The sequence below is a fragment of the Shewanella sp. Pdp11 genome, from assembly GCF_002838165.1.
Lineage (GTDB): Bacteria > Pseudomonadota > Gammaproteobacteria > Enterobacterales > Shewanellaceae > Shewanella > Shewanella hafniensis.
Genome location: NZ_CP015194.1, coordinates 1,326,967 through 1,343,293, shown reverse-complemented (window position 1 = coordinate 1,343,293; position 16,327 = coordinate 1,326,967). Strand labels below are relative to the sequence as shown.

Sequence of the window (16,327 nt, the reverse complement as noted above, 5' to 3'; positions counted from 1 at the left end):
TTCCAAAAACGCTTCCCGGCGCGGCCGGTCAGTCACTCTGTTAGTGGCTGACTGGTCATTATTACCAGGGCAACCGCATGAGTGTTTAAAATTCGTCCAGCTGCAACCCTGCTAATAGAACCGATTCTAAATATTCAGGTTTCATCCAAGCTCTTTTCTGTTTCGCTGGAATGCTTCCTTTAGAAGGTTCAGCCCTAAGCATATTCAGTGATATTTGCCTAAGCATGGCCCAATTTTCTGCCCCATGATGTTGGTAAATCTGGCAACTATCTTCTTTCATTGAGACATCTAGCACCCAGTGTAAGCTGTTCTCAATCCCCCAATGGCCACGAACTGAATTGGCTAACTGCTGCTCATCGAGTGTGGCTGAACTGATATAGTAACGGTAGGTCAGTTCTGCCTCTTTCCCTTTCGTATACCGATAACTCAAACACATACCTAATGTGTTCAATTTCATCCACTTAGGAAAATAATCTTGGAGCTGGTTTGCAGGTATTACATAATAGGCTCTTGCCTCGATACGGCCTCTATTTTTTTCAATAACGAGTCCATCAAGAGGATTACTGCGCGCTTCACTGAAAGCACTGACCACGGCCTCATGCAAGGAACTTTGATTTGCCTTTACAGCAAGTAAGTAGTCACCTCCTTGCTCGACTATCTGTCTTGCAATCTCTGTCTGGCAACCCATGGCGTCGATTGATACAAGTGCTCCTTCTATATCTAACAACTGCAGCAGCGCTGGGATTGCGGTTATCTCATTGGATTTATTTGCCGTTTTTACTTGCCCCAGCACCACTTTATTGGCACAGGCAAACGCATTGACCATATGAATGGTTGAGCGCCGATCTTCACGATTGTATGAGGCACGAAGCGTTTTACCATCGATAGCAATAAGATGACCATCACTCATCTCATGGACGGCTCGCATCCAATTGGCGAAGCACAGTCGGAACTGTTCCGGCTCGATACGAGAGATAATACGTGCAATGGTATCATCGACTGGGACACCTTCGGTCAGAATTCCCTTTTCTTTAAACCAGTTATGATGTCCGGCAGCATAGTCATGGATTTCTGACCAGCCTTCGGCACCAGCAATCACACCACACAGAGTAACGAACAATACATCATGCAATGGGTAAGTCACTTTGGCAGATTGTCGGCTGTCAGCAATCGAGTTGAAATGAGACGTGAAGGCTTCAAGGTACATGCTCTGATGTTCTCTATAAGAAAAAGAGAGCATAAGATCATAATCGATACCGTTCGTCAAATTGGGTTCAAAACGGTTAAAATACATTCACGATCTCACCCTGTCATTATTACCCTTTAAGAAAAACTGAAAACAATATCATTTGAATAACTAAATTTGACATATTAAAGCAAGGCTTTAATTAATGATCGCAAATAACACAGCTAAGAAGAAATGTATTAATTAAAACAGGAACTATCAGTTCCATATTTATACGAGTAATATGGAGTAATGATCAATTACGCACATTTACACGAATAAATAACAAAGGTATATTTATAGCCGATTGTTAATTTACCATGCCATCTTAAATACCACCCTCATAGTTTACGACAAAACAATGTTGCTGTTTTGTTGAAATTAATTTTTGAGAAGCATCATGAAATTACGTTTTGATAGTATTCTTCCAATAAGAAAACCGACAGTATTACTGGGAATTATCAGCGCTTTGCTCATACTATCTTTAATTCCGTTTATCGGCAGAGCATTCTGGCTTGCACTCGTACTCCTATGGTATGTGTTTTTGTAGCTTGAATTCAGTAATGTTAAGCTGCCAAGTAAAAACTTATTATCAATTTAAATATCAGCTATTTATAGGTAACAAATATCTTTTCAATAAGCGTTGCCTTTAATTTTTATTAGTTTAAAAGAGCGCCAAGATGAGATATGCAAAGAAAATGTTATCTGTGACAATTAGAGCACAGCTAATTTACGCGGTACTTTTCTTACCGAATACTTTCGCAGAAAATATCAATTATAACCATTATGGTCCACTCAGTGTGTATGCTCAGTCACCCATGCAGGCGGCTAGCTTAACCCCTATGCTGCGCTCTGGCTTTGCACTGCCTGAGGGGAAAAAAGAGCTATACGGATCTGCGACGGCTGCAAGTGTATGGGCTGAAACTGATGAATATTATGCTGACTATTATCATAATTCTCTCAATGGTGGGATCAAGTGGCAATTGACAGAAAAATGGATGCTGGATAGTCATTACAACTGGAGTTTTAGTGGAGATAACCACCTTGACTCAGTCACAATCTGGTTTCATGATGCCTTTGGTATAGGTCAAAATGGCCGTGATAATACAACCAAGAATAAAAATGAAATATATTCAAAAAATGGTATATATCAACCTGATATTTCTGGTGACACGCTCAATAATGCCATAAGCTTTTATTTAGAATATCAGCTAATTAATGAAAATAATTATGGGCTATCAATAGGTGGCAGCTTATATTACAACCATGTTAATTCAGGCCCATTTGTAGACAATCGGTTTGAACAAGCATTACAGCTGAATTATAGCTATACCACTGGAATGCATAACTTGTACTCCACAGCTGGCATCAGTTTTAGACAAAATAATGAAAGCCTATCCGGAGCAGACTATAAAGATCATGCATTAATGTTATCTTTAGGTTATGAATTTTTGATGGGACGTCATGGTTGGCTTATTGAATTGCATCATTATGATGGCTTACTGAATGCAGATAATGACTTTTCAAAGGCTTCACACGAAGTATTTCTAGGCTATAGATATTATCTAGATAACAGTGCAATTGAGTTTGCTATAGTCGAAAATCTGCTCAATATGGACAATAGTACTGATATTGCTTTTTCTCTTGGGTATCGAATGATGATTTAAACAGATCTTATTCAATCTCGTGGAACGAAAAAATAGTACATTTATTGCTAAGTGATATTGCTAAGTGATATTGCTAAGTGAATGACTATTGCGATCAGATGAAATACACCAGCGGCGCAGCTCAAATTAATCATGATGGCCGCTGGCATTGAAGCAAGATTGGGGTAAAAAGTTCAAGCGATTAAAGGCGTGTATCAAACGCACTAAACCATAACAGACTAAGGCTTAGGATCTTTATTCTGATCTTTATCAGACAGCTGATGGCTAGCGGGCTTGATATCACTTGGATCGACTTTATGCTCGAAGTCACCCTCAAACACATTACCGTCTTTCTTCACGCTATCATCAAACGGCGCTTGGCCAAATGGGCCATGCGACTTAGGCCCAAACGGACTTTGTCCCGCTTGAAAGCCACCGTGCATACCACCCTGTAATCCCGCCACAACCCGTAACTGCATGCGCTTAAACAGCAAGGCGGCGATCGGGCGACGAGTGAATGGTGTCAGCAATAACAGGCCAATGGCGTCGGTTACAAAACCGGGGATCAGCAGTAAAATGCCCGCCATAGCTAGCATCATGCCCTCGACGATTTCTTGCCCCGGCGCTTCACCGCGAGCGAGTTTTTGTTGAACTTGCATTAAGGTGCTTAAACCTTGGCTGCGAACCAAAGAGACCCCGAGCACGGCGGTAAACAGCACTAAACCTATGGTAGTCCAAGTGCCAAGCACTTCACCCACACGGATCAGCACCGACAGCTCTATTACTGGGATCAGCACAAAGAGTAAAAATATAATGAAAAACATACCGACCTCAGGTTTATCTGACTATCTGTGTAAACTAAATGGGGACTATCCGGTCTTAATTCAAGTCAGGCTAAGCATAGCGACAGACTCAGGGGCGAATCACCACAGATTAGCAATGGATATCACAACTGATATTTAGCTCACCCTTTTGTTAACGCGCTAATGTATGAGACCATTAAAACACGTAAAGTAGCCTAACTCAGTTGGCTTAAGCGAACTTTAAGATTCTTAAGAGACGATACCTAACACCATGCAGCATCAGTATTTAGTGGTTAGCACTACCTGCCCCGATGAAGTACAAGCCAATACCTTGGCTCGGGCTTTAGTTGAGTCGCGTATTGCCGCTTGTGTTCATATCTCCGCCCCGATACGTTCAATTTATGCTTGGGAAGGGAAAATCTATGACGAACAAGAATTTAGCTTACAGATTAAATGTTTACAAAGTCGATATTCAGAGTTAGAACAACTTGTGCTTAGACTCCACCCATATCAAGTACCCGAAATTATTGCCGTGCCTGTGACTCACGGGCTACCAGCCTACTTAGATTGGATAAAAGACAACACTCAGCCATGAAAAAACTACTCAGCCTTATTTTCACGTCTTTATTGCTCCTCACGCCCTTAGCGCACAGTGAAGGGGTTTTCGGTAACAAATTCGACTTCATGAAGAGTGAGCCGGAATTGATGCCTGTCGATCAAGCCTTTGCCTTCGATTTCAAGCAAGAAGGTAATCAGGTCAAACTCAATTGGGTGATTGCCGACGGTTACTATATGTACCGCGACAAGCTTAAATTCAGTGTTAATGGCGCCGAACTAGGCACAGTGGCGCTGCCCAAGGGTAAGCCCCATCAAGATGAGTATTTTGGCGAACAAGAAGTCTATTACACCTATGTGGATATTCCCGTTGCGCTGAAACAGGCCGATGACAATGCCACTCTGACAGTCACTTTTATGGGCTGCGCCGAAGGTAAGTTATGTTATCCACCAACCAAACGTGACGTGGTGCTAAAAGCGATTGCCGCTAATGATGGCTTAATCGCAGGCGCCGAAGCGGGCGAATCAACCGCCGCAGCAGAACCAGCCAGCGCTGAGTCTGCCAGCATTGAACCGAGCACGGCCGATAAAGCCAATCCCCAACCTATTACCCAGCAAGATACCCTGAGCCAAATGCTGTCGAACGACAGCCTGATTTGGACCTTAGTGATCTTCTTTGGTCTGGGTGTCGGTCTGGCATTAACGCCCTGCGTATTCCCTATGTACCCGATTTTGTCCGGCATTATTGTCGGCCAAGGGCAAAAGCTCTCAACTGCAAAAGCTTTTACCTTGTCCATGGCTTACGTGCAAGGCATGGCAATCACTTATTCTATCTTAGGCTTAGTGGTCGCATCGGCGGGACTAAAATACCAAGCAGCATTGCAACATCCGGCCGTGTTAGTGGTTCTGGCGATCCTGTTCTTTGTGCTCAGCTTATCTATGTTTGGCCTGTACGATCTAAAACTGCCATCGAGCTGGCAGGAGAAGATGAACTCAGTATCGAACAATCAAAAAGGCGGCAACTTAGTTGGCGTATTCTTGATGGGCGTGATTTCAGGTCTGGTCGCATCACCTTGTACTACCGCGCCGCTGTCGGGCGCACTCGTTTATGTGGCGCAAACCGGCGACTTACTCCAAGGCTTCTTAGCCCTGTATGTGCTCAGTATGGGCATGGGTTTACCTCTGCTGATTATCGGCACCTCGGGCGGTAAATTATTACCCAGAGCCGGCGCTTGGATGGACATCATTAAGACCATCTTCGGCTTCCTGTTGATCGCTGTGTCTATCGTCATGCTCGGCCGTATTTGGACGGGCGTGGTATCCGATGTGCTTTGGTCATTGTGGGGTGTGAGCTTCGCTGGCTACTTGATGCATCAGAACAAACTCAGTGAATTTAACTGGAAACAAACTGTCCGTTCAGTGCTATTAACTCTGGCACTACTGGCGAGTTTCTCCTATGGATTCCAAGCTGTAATGGGCCACTTAGGTTTTAATCACAATCCCGTAGGCACTGCGGCGACAACCGAAGAAGCCCATGGCTTTAAACGGATTAAATCCATTAAAGATCTTGAGCAAGAAATCGCCGCCGCTGCAGCCCAAGGCAAGCCTGTGATGCTAGATCTCTACGCCGATTGGTGTGTTGCCTGTAAAGAGTTCGAAGCCATCACCTTTAAGGATGCTGACGTGTTAGCCCGCATGAATAAAATCGTGCTACTGCAAGCAGATGTGACTAAGAGTGATAAGGTCGATGTGGCCTTACTCGAAAAATACAATGTGCTCGGTTTGCCTACCTTGTTGATGTTTAACGAACAAGGCGAGCAAAGGGAAGATTTACGTGTGACTGGTTTTATGGGCCCTAAAGATTTTGCCGCCCATTTAGATCATCTGGTGAAATAGTCACGGTTTAGACTTAGACCACTAAAGCAATTTCACTCGCGCAGGTTTTAACCGGCGAGTGTATTTGCCGCAACACCAATAAAAAGCGGACTTTTTTCATTAAAAGTCCGCTTTTTTGTTCCAGTGTCATAGATTTCTTATACAATCAGTCACTATTTTGGACTTTTTAGATTGGAGCATCATGGAACCCGGTATCCTCATTATCACACTCATCTGCGGCATGCTCGTCAGCCGCATAGGACTGCCACCGCTCATCGGCTACTTAGTGGCGGGCTTTGTACTATTCGTCCTAGGGATAGATAAAGAAAGCCTGCCATTGCTGCAAGAACTCGCCAGCCTAGGCGTGACTTTGCTGTTGTTTGCGATTGGTTTAAAACTCGACATTCGCAGCCTGTTCAAGGCCGAAGTGTGGGCGGGGTCGAGTGTGCACTTGGTACTCTCGATCGTGATTTTTGTGCCGATTCTGAAACTCTTCGGCTTACTGGGTTTAAGCCAACTCACCAGTCTTAACCTTGAGCAACTGACGTTAATCGCCTTCGCGTTAAGCTTCTCCAGTACCGTATTTGCGGTCAAAGTGTTAGAAGATAAGGGCGACGTCCAATCCCTCTACGGCCGAGTCGCTATTGGTATCTTGATTATGCAGGATATCTTCGCCGTACTGTTTTTAACCATTTCTAAGGGCGATGTACCTTCGGTATGGGCCTTCGCATTACTCTTACTGCCACTGGCTAAGCCGCTCATTTATAAAGCCTTCGACCGTGTTGGCCACGGTGAACTGTTAGTCCTTTTTGGTCTAGTAATGGCACTCGTGGTTGGCGCTTGGTTATTTGAGTCTGTTGGCTTAAAACCCGATCTCGGCGCACTGATTATCGGTATCTTGTTGGCGGGCCACAAAAAGTCCTCAGAACTGGCAAAATCCCTGTTCTATTTTAAAGAACTCTTCCTCGTCGCCTTCTTCTTAACCATTGGGCTCAACGGCTTACCTACGGTATCGGATATCGTGCTCGCGGCGCTGTTAGTGCTGTTAGTGCCACTTAAAATCCTGCTGTTTGTCTACATTCTTACCCGCTTTAAGCTGCGTTCACGGACCTCAATGTTGGGCTCGTTCAACCTAGGTAACTTCAGTGAATTCGGTCTGATTGTCGCCGCCGTTGCAACCTATAAAGGCTGGTTACCTCCAGAGTGGCTAGTGATCATCGCCGTGGCATTAAGCTTTAGTTTTTTACTCGCCGCGCCGCTTAACGCTACCGTAGGTAACATCTATCAACGATTCCAACAGCGTTTAATCAAGCTTGAAAAACGCCCATTGCATCCAGAAGACAGACCGATCGCCATTGGCAATCCACGCTTCTTAATTTTAGGTATGGGCCGCATTGGTAGCGGCGCCTACGATGAACTCAGGGAACAATTTGACGGCGAAATTCTCGGCATTGAGCACAAGCAAGACATAGTCGACTTACATAAAGCCAAGGGCCGCAACGTAGTACAAGGTGATGCCTCGGATACCGACTTTTGGGAGAAGCTCGACAGAGCACCGAATCTTGAATTAGTGCTGCTGGCCATGCCGCACCACGCGGGAAATATGTTTGCGGTCGAGCAACTCAAAAAACTGGATTATCAAGGCAAGATCAGCGCGATTGTGCAGTACAGTGACGACGCCGCGGCGCTTCGAGAGTCCGGCGTACACAGTGTTTACAACCTGTACGAAGCCGCCGGTGCCGGTTTTGTGGATCATGTGATTTACGAGCTGTTGCAAGACTCAGAAAAAAACACCGCGCAAGCGGAAGAAACAGCGCAAGAGGCTGATCCTAAGATTAATGCAGAGTCCAACAGTTAAGTGCCTGCTAATGCTGCATTGAATTAAAATCACGCCATAATAGGCCGCACAAACGAGCAGTAACCTCTTCTGCAAGTTTGTGCGGCATCCAACTAACTACTGACTAATCTTTACAAATCAATCGACTAGATAACGCACTGAATACGCTATTTTGACTTCCTATCACAGTATCGATTTTCTCCTTACAACCTATCGCCATTTCAGCAAAAAATCTCAGTTACATCACCGACTCAGTCGTGATATAAATCGATGACGGTAACGAAATTAGCTCAGCTTTTTTGGAATTTTTTACAGCATGTCAAACCCTGCGCAGCGCGCCACAAAGTTATTTGTCCAAACCTTTGGCACTAAAGCCGACGATTTATATCAAGCCCCTGGGCGCGTCAATCTGATCGGTGAATACACGGATTACAACGACGGTTTTGTACTCCCCGCGGCCATTAATTTTCATACAGTGATTGCAGTAAAACGCCGTGACGACACTAAGTTTCGTGCCGTTGCCGATGCCTTTCCCGGACAAATTAAAGAGTGGACCTTCGGTCAAGAAAACGACATGGACCCGCAAGATGGCTGGGTGAATTACCTCAAAGGTTTTACTGCGGCTATGGCGCAAACGGGTTTATTAGCCAAGGGCTTAGACTTAGCCATTGTGGGCGATGTACCACTTGCAGCAGGTTTATCCTCATCGGGCGCCTTGGTTGTCGCCTTCGGCACTGCCATCAGTGATACCAGCCAACTGCATTTATCACCAATGGCGGTAGCGCAACTCGCACAGCGCGGCGAGCACAGGTATGTTGAATCGGCCTGTGGCATCATGGATCAAATGTGCAGCGCTATGGGTGAGCAAGACCACGCACTACTGATTGACTGCTTAGATCTGGACAGTGAAGCCATTCCTATCCCAGAAAACCTAAGCCTTATCATCATAGATGCCCATATTGAGAAACAACGTTTAGCCGCCACTAATCAACAACGTCGCAATGAATGCGCCCAAGCTGCTGAATACTTTGGCTTAGATGCACTGCGTCACCTCGATTTACGTCGATTAGAAAGCGCAAAAGCCGATTTAGATGAAGTGTTATATCGCAGAGCGAAACACGTAGTCACAGAAAACCAAAGAACCCTAAGTGCTGCACGCGCGTTAGAGCAAAATAACATTGAAAAATTCAGCCGCTTAATGGCGGAATCCCATGTTTCACTGCGGGATGATTTTGAAGTGACACTGCCCGAATTTGATACTTTAGTTGAGATTGTCAGCCAAGTGATTGGCGAGCGTGGCGGTATCCGCATGACCGACGGCTGCGTGGTGGCTTTAGTCGATCATGAACTGACCGACGCTGTCGTTGCCGCTGTTGAACATGAATTTTTCGACAAAACCGCCATCGATGCCACTGTCTATTTATGTTCCGCCAGCGCTGGCGCGGGCCGCATAGACAATTAGCCAGAACGCGCTTAAAACAAAGAAAACCAATACAGTGACAACGCCGTCTATACCATACGAATTCATCGCTGAACTTTATAGTGTTGATGGCAAATAATAGGGTTAACATACTCATTTAACACAATAAGCAGTGAGCATATTCAACACAGAGGGAAGCTAAATGGTACGTTTCAGTGTTTTGGATCCTTGGACCGATCCCCGCGGCGGCGAAATCGAGCGGGTTCGGATCGACAATGGCATACTCGCATTAGAAGTCATCAGCTTAGGCGGAATTATCCGCGCTCTGTGGACCCCAGATAAACACGGCGAACGTGCCAATATCGTCCTTGGTTGCGACAGCGCTGAAGATTACCTGACGCAATCGGCTCATTTAGGTGCCATTGCTGGCCGCTTTGCGAATCGCATCGCTAACGGCAAAATGCACTATCAAGGTCAAGATTATCAACTCGATGTCAACCAAGCGACCAACTGTTTACACGGCGGCCGTGAAGGATTTAACCGTAAAAACTGGCACTTAGGCCAACTGCCCGATGGTGTGCGCTTGACCTTAATGAGTCCAGACGGCGACATGGGTTTTCCCGGTAATTGCACGGTTCAGCTAGATTACCGCCTCGCAGGCAATAATCTCTATGTGGAGATCTTAGCCTCAGTGGATAAAGCCTGCCCCGTGAGCTTAACCCAGCACAGTTATTTCAACCTCGATGGTTCAGAGACCAATCACGAACATTTGATGCAAATTGATGCCAAGCGTTATCTCACCATGAATGATGTCAGTGTTCCCACTGGGATTGCCGAGACGGCAGGGTCGATTTTCGACTTGAGTCACCCGATACGTTTAGGCGACAAACTGCATGCCGCAGAACTCGCAAGCACGCGCGGTTATGATCACTGTTATATGATGAATGATCCAAACGGTTCACTTGCCCGCTTTGGCTGTTTAAGCAGTCCAGTGAGTGGTCGCGCTATGACGGTTTATACCAATCAACCGAGCGTGCAGCTCTACTGCGCTAACTTTTTAGATGGCACTGTAGGTCGCAATCAACAGGTATTAAATCAACATCATGGCGTGTGTTTAGAGCCGCAGATGCTGCCAGACTCACCGAATCAAGGCGAGCGCTTTGGTAATGAGGTTTGGTTAGTACCTGGCAAGGTTTATCACCACATCAGCCGATATCAGTTCGATGCCGATGCGTAACCATTGCCTATAAAATAGCAATAAATTAACGGTAAATGGGGGCACGCTAAAATAGCGATGAATTGAGGTTAACACTCGGTTTCGCGGAAGGGAATAAAGCGATAAGGAATAAAATAAACACTACTTTATTCCTTACACTCACAGTGTTAGCCCTTAGGCCGACACTGCGTTAATCATCAAAATCATCAACCCAATCATCCTCCAAATCCACAATAACGGCATCGGATTCGACTTCCGGATCAACTTCAGGCTTTGCCTTACGTACAGGCGCAGTTTCCTTCACGTTGTTTAGGTCAATGCGAGCTTGATGTTTAACCATAAATTGAGATCTTGCCGCCTTCCATGCACCACCAAACTTAGCCTCAGCAGCTTTTAACGCAGCCTCATCTAAGTCGTATAGGTTCACTTTGACTATATCTTCCACATACTCAATGATCGCATCGCGATCGGTATTGTATAGGTAGATACGTCCTGGGGAGGCATCGGGCAGCTGGTTGTCATGGACGACAATCGCGTTGCCTTTCGATGTTCTCAGCTCACCATACCAAACCTGTTTCTTTGCTGTGTTATACATATATGCTAATACCCTTAAATCAACACATACACTATGAGTTTTTTAGCCTGAATAAGCGAAGCATCGCTTGCTTTGATCCACGAATAGCGCCGGAAAGTCTCTGACGTTTTCAACTGGGTATTTTTACAGAATATTTCCGATAATCAATGCCTCATACCATGAAATTTTCACTAATTACGTATTAATTTCTGCCAAAGTACCCAAAAAGTTTAATCATTAACGACTTTAGTCTAAAAAATCGACGCGGCAAGTTTTATTCCCAATAAAAAGCAATCATATCGACTATGTTCGATGTGCTTAAACTTTGCGATTCGAAGTTGCAGTTCGAGGTTACTGCAAGGTTAGGCATCAGGTTTAACCATGACGATTTAACGACAGTCGCGCAAACGGCTATTTACCACTGCGTTACTCAGCCACGCTTTTGTCAGAAAGATCGCAGACTGACATCGAATGGCAGCGACCTAAACCAGCTCGCTGCCAAGCCAACTTGCCTAATTTAAATAACAGTCAATACCACCTTGCCCCTGTGTTCACCCGACTCCATCAGCGCATGGGCTTTCGCGGCTTCGCCTAATGGAAAGGTCGCAAAAATATTCGGCACAATTTTATGGGCATTTAACAGTGGCCAGACTTTCTCAAATAATTCGGCGGCAATCGCGGCTTTTGCTTCCACGCTTTGCGGTCTTAAGGTCGACCCTGTCCACATAATGCGTTTTGCCATCAGGCGGAAAATCTCGACTTCAGCCTTAGGCCCGCGCTGCATCGCCACCGACACCATACGGCCGTCCATCGCCAAGGCTTGTAAATCGAGGTTAATAAAATCGCCACCCGCGATATCAAAGACCACGTTTACCCCCTTATCTTGGGTGAGCGCCATGACGGGCTCAACAAAGTTGTGGGTGCGATAGTTGATGACTTCAGCCGCCCCAAGGCTCAAGCAATAATCGCGCTTCTCATCTTGCCCCGTCGTCGCTATCACTGTTGAACCTAAAGCGCTGGCGAGTTGAATGGCCGTACTACCAATACCGCCCGAGCCGCCATGGATCAGTACCGTCTCGCCCGCTTTCAGTCCCGCACGCATAAACAGGTTGCCCCATACGGTGAAGAAGGTTTCTGGCAGCGCAGCGGCCTGCACATAACTAAAGCCCGTTGGGATAGGCAAACAGTGGGCGGCATAGGTGAGCGCATACTCGCCATAACCCCCGCCCGGCACTAAGGCGCAAACCTTGTCGCCGATTTGCCATTGGCTCACGCCTTCACCTAGGGCGCAAATATCCCCCGCGACTTCAAGCCCAATAATGAGTGATGCACCCGGTGGCGGTGGATACGCGCCCACCCTTTGTTTGACATCGGGGCCATTCACTCCAGCTGCATGTACGCGGATCAACACTTGACCAGCGGCGGGGACTGGCAGAGGCGAGCGCGATAATTGCATCACCTCGGGGGCACCGGGTTGATCAACATAGATATGGGTGTATTCGCTTGGTAAAGCTGACATAAAAGCTCCTTTGGAATGGCATCGACCTCATCGCAGATGGCTTAGCGGTTCGAATGCTTACAGCGGAAAGTGCATATAACCTTAATGCGGCTAAGCTAGCGCAAATTCAAGCCAAATAGCCACTCTTATTCAATCAGGCATTTCATAAGGTGTGGAGTCCCACAGACTCAGCTTCCGGTGCAAACCCATATAGCAAAAGCTGAACCTAAGCTGAACAAAAAAGATGTATCGAGTAAATATTGAGGTAAATACTAGATATATTAAAAACTTACAGCCATCATTTGGACGCATTATTTGCTAGCTGCGATGTTTGTCGCGCTATTGTTATCACGCAAATAATCCAATGAGGTTTGATGCAAGCTTAGGTTCCACGCATCAAATAACGCCCAAGGAAGATCTGCTTTGCAGACTAGATAACTACGGATACACAATGAAAAACACACTGCTCTTCGCAGCTATTAGCTTAGCTTTTGCGACTCCCGCTCTCGCCCATGACACTCATACGAGTCACCCATTAGGCAGCAACACACCCAGCAATCCACAAGCGCAACCGGCACCACGACCACCCTCGGCGCCCATTAGCCAAATAGAATCCCATAGACAGATACTGCGGGAGACGCCATTGATGGCATCCCCGAATGAGCCGACGCTTACAGAACAAACAGCGACAGAACCGCCTAAGATACATTCACGCAAGAAGCGAGAAGTATCTGAGCAACCGCTACTTAAGTTACAGAGTCGCAGCGCCGCACTGCAGAGCGATGGCTGCAGTGACTTTGTCGGTAAATCGGGCCAAGCCCTAGTGGATCAATTGAGCCAATCGACACCCGAATGCGTCGGTAAGCTCTATAGCCTCAAAGGCAGTAGCGCCACCGCGCTATTTAGCGAGGCCAATTTGATCAGTGTCGCTAACGCCATTGCTACTAAAGCCAAGGACTACACTGGGGTCGATGTTCAGCATCTTGAATCGCATATTTACTTTGTCCGCGCCGCTCTCTATGTGCAGTTTTACAGCCCAAATGATGTACCCGCTTACAGCAGCGCCGCTAAGGCCAGCTTAAAATCGGCCCTCAACGCTTTATTTGCCAACGCTGCAATTTGGACTGTTTCCGATGACAATGCTGGCGTGTTGAAAGAAGCCTTAATCCTGATTGACTCTGCCGAGCTCGGCGCCGATTTTAATCATGTCACCATAAAAGTGCTAACCGACTACGACGCTAACTGGCAAGCCAGTTTCGCCATGAACGCCGCAGCAAACTCAGTGTTTACCACCTTATTCCGCGCCCAGTGGAATGAGGACATGCAGGCGCTATTCGCTCGTGACCAAGGTATTTTAGATGCGCTGAATAACTTCCAGCTCGAACATCGTGACTTGTTAGGTACCAATGCAGAGTATCTGTTAGTTAACTCAGTCAAAGAGTTATCTAGACTGTATTACATTGATGCCATGCGCCCGCGAGTGACTCAGCTGGTTAAAAATATCCTCAGTAGCACCAGTAAAAGCGAACCGAGTAAAGTGCTTTGGTACGCGGCGGCAGAAATGGCCGACTATTACGATCGCAGCCATTGTAACGATTACAATATCTGTGGTTTTAAGGCGCAATTAGAGGCCGATGCCTTACCTTTTAATTGGAAATGCTCCGACAGTCTCAAGATCCGCGCCCAAGATCTCTATCAAGATCAAGCCAAGTGGGCCTGTGATGTGCTGACCAGCCAAGAAAGCTATTTCCACAGTAAGCTAGAAACAGGCATGCAACCCGTAGGGCAAGATAACAACGATGACTTAGAGCTAGTGATCTTTGGCAGTTCGTCTGAGTATAAATCCTTAGCCAACAGTATCTTTGGCATCAATACCGATAACGGCGGCATGTACCTTGAAGGCTCGCCCGCCGGACTCAAAAATCAGGCGCGTTTTATCGCCTATGAAGCCGAATGGCGCACGCCGGATTTCCATGTCTGGAACCTGCAACACGAATATGTGCACTACCTCGACGGGCGCTATAACCTGTTTGGTGACTTTAGTCGCGGCACGTCAGCCAATACTATTTGGTGGATTGAAGGCCTAGCGGAATACATCTCTTACCGTGACGCCAATACCGCGGCCATTGCCATGGGCGAAACCGGTGAGTTTATGTTGTCGACCATATTCAAAAACAACTATGAATCGGGCCAAGACCGTATCTACCGTTGGGGTTATCTGGCGGTGCGCTTTATGTTTGAGCATCACAGGGACGATGTAAGACAGATTCTCGCCTACCTACGTAACGACCAATACGCGGAATATCAAACCTTTATGGATGGTATCGGTACACGTTACGACAACGAGTGGCAAGGTTGGCTCGCCAGCGGCTTGAGCACGGCTGACAATGGCATTGTCGATAAAGGCCCAAGTGATGTCGATGCTGAGCCCAGTGGCCGTGAAGGTAACTGGACTGGTCCTGCGGGCACTATCAGTAAGGATTACTCGCCTTGCCAAGTGACGAACGAAGCCTACCGTTACACAGAATCGGCCAGCCTGAAAATCGATGTGCCGATGGAATGTATCGATTCAAAACTCGGCCGCGCCAGTTTTAGCTTCACTAATACCGATCGCTCGGCCCAAGATCTTTGGATCAAGATTGGCGGTGGTTGGGGTGATGCCGACATTTATTTCGATTCTAGAGGCTGGGCAAGCCCAGAACAAAACCAAGGCGCGGGGATCGGCAATGGTAACTATCAAGTCATTAAAGTGCAGTTAAACCCTGACGAATATTGGCACTACATTACCTTGTCGGGGGACTTTGGCGGCGTCGACATGCAAGTCAGCACCACTGAGCTGTTCGCTGATGTCGATCCCGATCTGGGAGATGGCGGCGTGGATCCTGAGCCACCAGCAAATTGCGGTGCAGTGACCTTAGATTACGGTAAGCTCACACTGGGCAAAAACGAGTGTATCAGTGGTGGACGCAACAGCTTCTACTTCTGGGTTGAGGAAGATAATAGCCAGTTTACCGTCACCACTAAGGGCGGCGCTGGGGATGCCAATCTTTACTTCAATGCCAGTCAGTGGGCCGACGCCGATAATGCCGATGCCAAGAGCACTCAAGTGGGTAATCAAGAGTCGCTTAGTTTTAGTGCCAATCGCGGCTGGCGTTATATCACAGTGGACACTACCACTGAGTTTAGCGGCGTCACTCTCACCCTCAATGCTGGTGCAAGCAACACGCCTACGCCAGCTCTCATCGCCAATGCCTGCGCGACGCAATCCCCCTTGAGTCATGGTGAGCTGAGTTCAGGCAAAGCGATCTGCACCGCCGATGGCCGCAGCGATTACTATTTTTGGGTGCCAGAAGGTACGGGTCAGTTAAGCATCAACTCTGCCCACGGCAGTGGTGATGTGAGCCTGTTTTCGGGGACGACTTGGGCCAATGCTCAACACTTCGATGCAGCGTCTGTCACGCCTGCTAACACTCAAGAAAGTATCACTGTCGATGCGCCAAACGTGGGGTGGTATTACATCACAGCGCAGAGTGAACCTCAGAGTTCGGGTGTCGCACTGCAAGTCGATTTACGCTAGTTGGCTATCGTTGTTTAAGCCAGAACGTTTAAATCTGCTTATTCAACTCTAGCCACTTAACACTAAAGGCTTAAATCAAGTAATTGAATAAATAGCAAAAT

Annotated in this window: 11 protein-coding genes; 7 read left to right on the top strand and 4 right to left on the bottom strand. The window is 46.8% G+C overall.

What is annotated here, in order from left to right:
• Window positions 1-85: 85 nt before the first annotated feature.
• The gene (locus tag AYJ58_RS05895; protein ID WP_106651753.1) at window positions 86-1,207 is read right to left on the bottom strand and encodes an ISAs1-like element ISSod22 family transposase; all 1,122 of its coding nucleotides are present in this window, start codon (window positions 1,205-1,207) and stop codon (window positions 86-88) included.
• 698 nt (window positions 1,208-1,905) lie between these two features.
• Between AYJ58_RS05895 and AYJ58_RS05890 the strand changes: the two genes are divergently transcribed.
• On the top strand, window positions 1,906-2,892 hold the full coding sequence (locus tag AYJ58_RS05890; protein ID WP_232790867.1) for a DUF3187 family protein: 987 nt from the start codon (window positions 1,906-1,908) through the stop codon (window positions 2,890-2,892).
• A 218-nt stretch (window positions 2,893-3,110) separates the two neighbouring features.
• Here AYJ58_RS05890 and AYJ58_RS05885 read toward each other — a convergent pair whose 3' ends face one another.
• Entirely contained in the window at window positions 3,111-3,695 is a 585-nt protein-coding gene (locus AYJ58_RS05885) for an FxsA family protein (protein WP_106649372.1), read from the bottom strand.
• Between the two features lie 250 nt (window positions 3,696-3,945).
• On the opposite strand from AYJ58_RS05885, the gene cutA reads away from it, so the two are divergent.
• The 5 genes from cutA to AYJ58_RS05860 all read left to right on the top strand — a co-directional run bounded on the left by cutA (window position 3,946) and on the right by AYJ58_RS05860 (window position 10,598).
• Window positions 3,946-4,269 carry a divalent-cation tolerance protein CutA gene (gene cutA, locus AYJ58_RS05880; RefSeq protein WP_106649371.1) on the top strand — a complete coding sequence of 108 codons (324 nt, stop codon included), beginning with the start codon at window positions 3,946-3,948 and terminating at the stop codon, window positions 4,267-4,269.
• Window positions 4,266-6,125, top strand: a complete 1,860-nt coding sequence (locus AYJ58_RS05875) for a protein-disulfide reductase DsbD (RefSeq protein WP_106649370.1) — start codon at window positions 4,266-4,268, stop codon at window positions 6,123-6,125. The genes cutA and AYJ58_RS05875 overlap by 4 nt, the downstream gene beginning before the upstream one ends.
• Window positions 6,126-6,306: 181 nt before the next feature.
• Entirely contained in the window at window positions 6,307-7,962 is a 1,656-nt protein-coding gene (locus AYJ58_RS05870) for a cation:proton antiporter family protein (protein ID WP_106649369.1), read from the top strand.
• Window positions 7,963-8,257: 295 nt separating this feature from the next.
• Window positions 8,258-9,403 carry a galactokinase gene (galK, locus tag AYJ58_RS05865; protein WP_106649368.1) on the top strand — a complete coding sequence of 382 codons (1,146 nt, stop codon included), beginning with the start codon at window positions 8,258-8,260 and terminating at the stop codon, window positions 9,401-9,403.
• Window positions 9,404-9,563: 160 nt separating this feature from the next.
• Complete coding sequence (locus AYJ58_RS05860; RefSeq protein ID WP_106649367.1) at window positions 9,564-10,598, top strand: aldose epimerase family protein; 1,035 nt, start codon at window positions 9,564-9,566, stop codon at window positions 10,596-10,598.
• A gap of 169 nt (window positions 10,599-10,767) precedes the next feature.
• Here AYJ58_RS05860 and AYJ58_RS05855 read toward each other — a convergent pair whose 3' ends face one another.
• Together AYJ58_RS05855 and AYJ58_RS05845 are read right to left on the bottom strand one after the other, a co-directional pair.
• Window positions 10,768-11,172: a hypothetical protein gene (locus tag AYJ58_RS05855; protein WP_106649366.1), complete on the bottom strand. Its 405-nt coding sequence runs from the start codon at window positions 11,170-11,172 to the stop codon at window positions 10,768-10,770.
• Between the two features lie 496 nt (window positions 11,173-11,668).
• Entirely contained in the window at window positions 11,669-12,670 is a 1,002-nt protein-coding gene (locus AYJ58_RS05845) for an NAD(P)H-quinone oxidoreductase (protein WP_106649364.1), read from the bottom strand.
• A 430-nt stretch (window positions 12,671-13,100) separates the two neighbouring features.
• Between AYJ58_RS05845 and AYJ58_RS05840 the strand changes: the two genes are divergently transcribed.
• Window positions 13,101-16,226, top strand: a complete 3,126-nt coding sequence (locus AYJ58_RS05840; RefSeq protein ID WP_106649363.1) for a M9 family metallopeptidase — start codon at window positions 13,101-13,103, stop codon at window positions 16,224-16,226.
• Window positions 16,227-16,327: the final 101 nt, after the last annotated feature.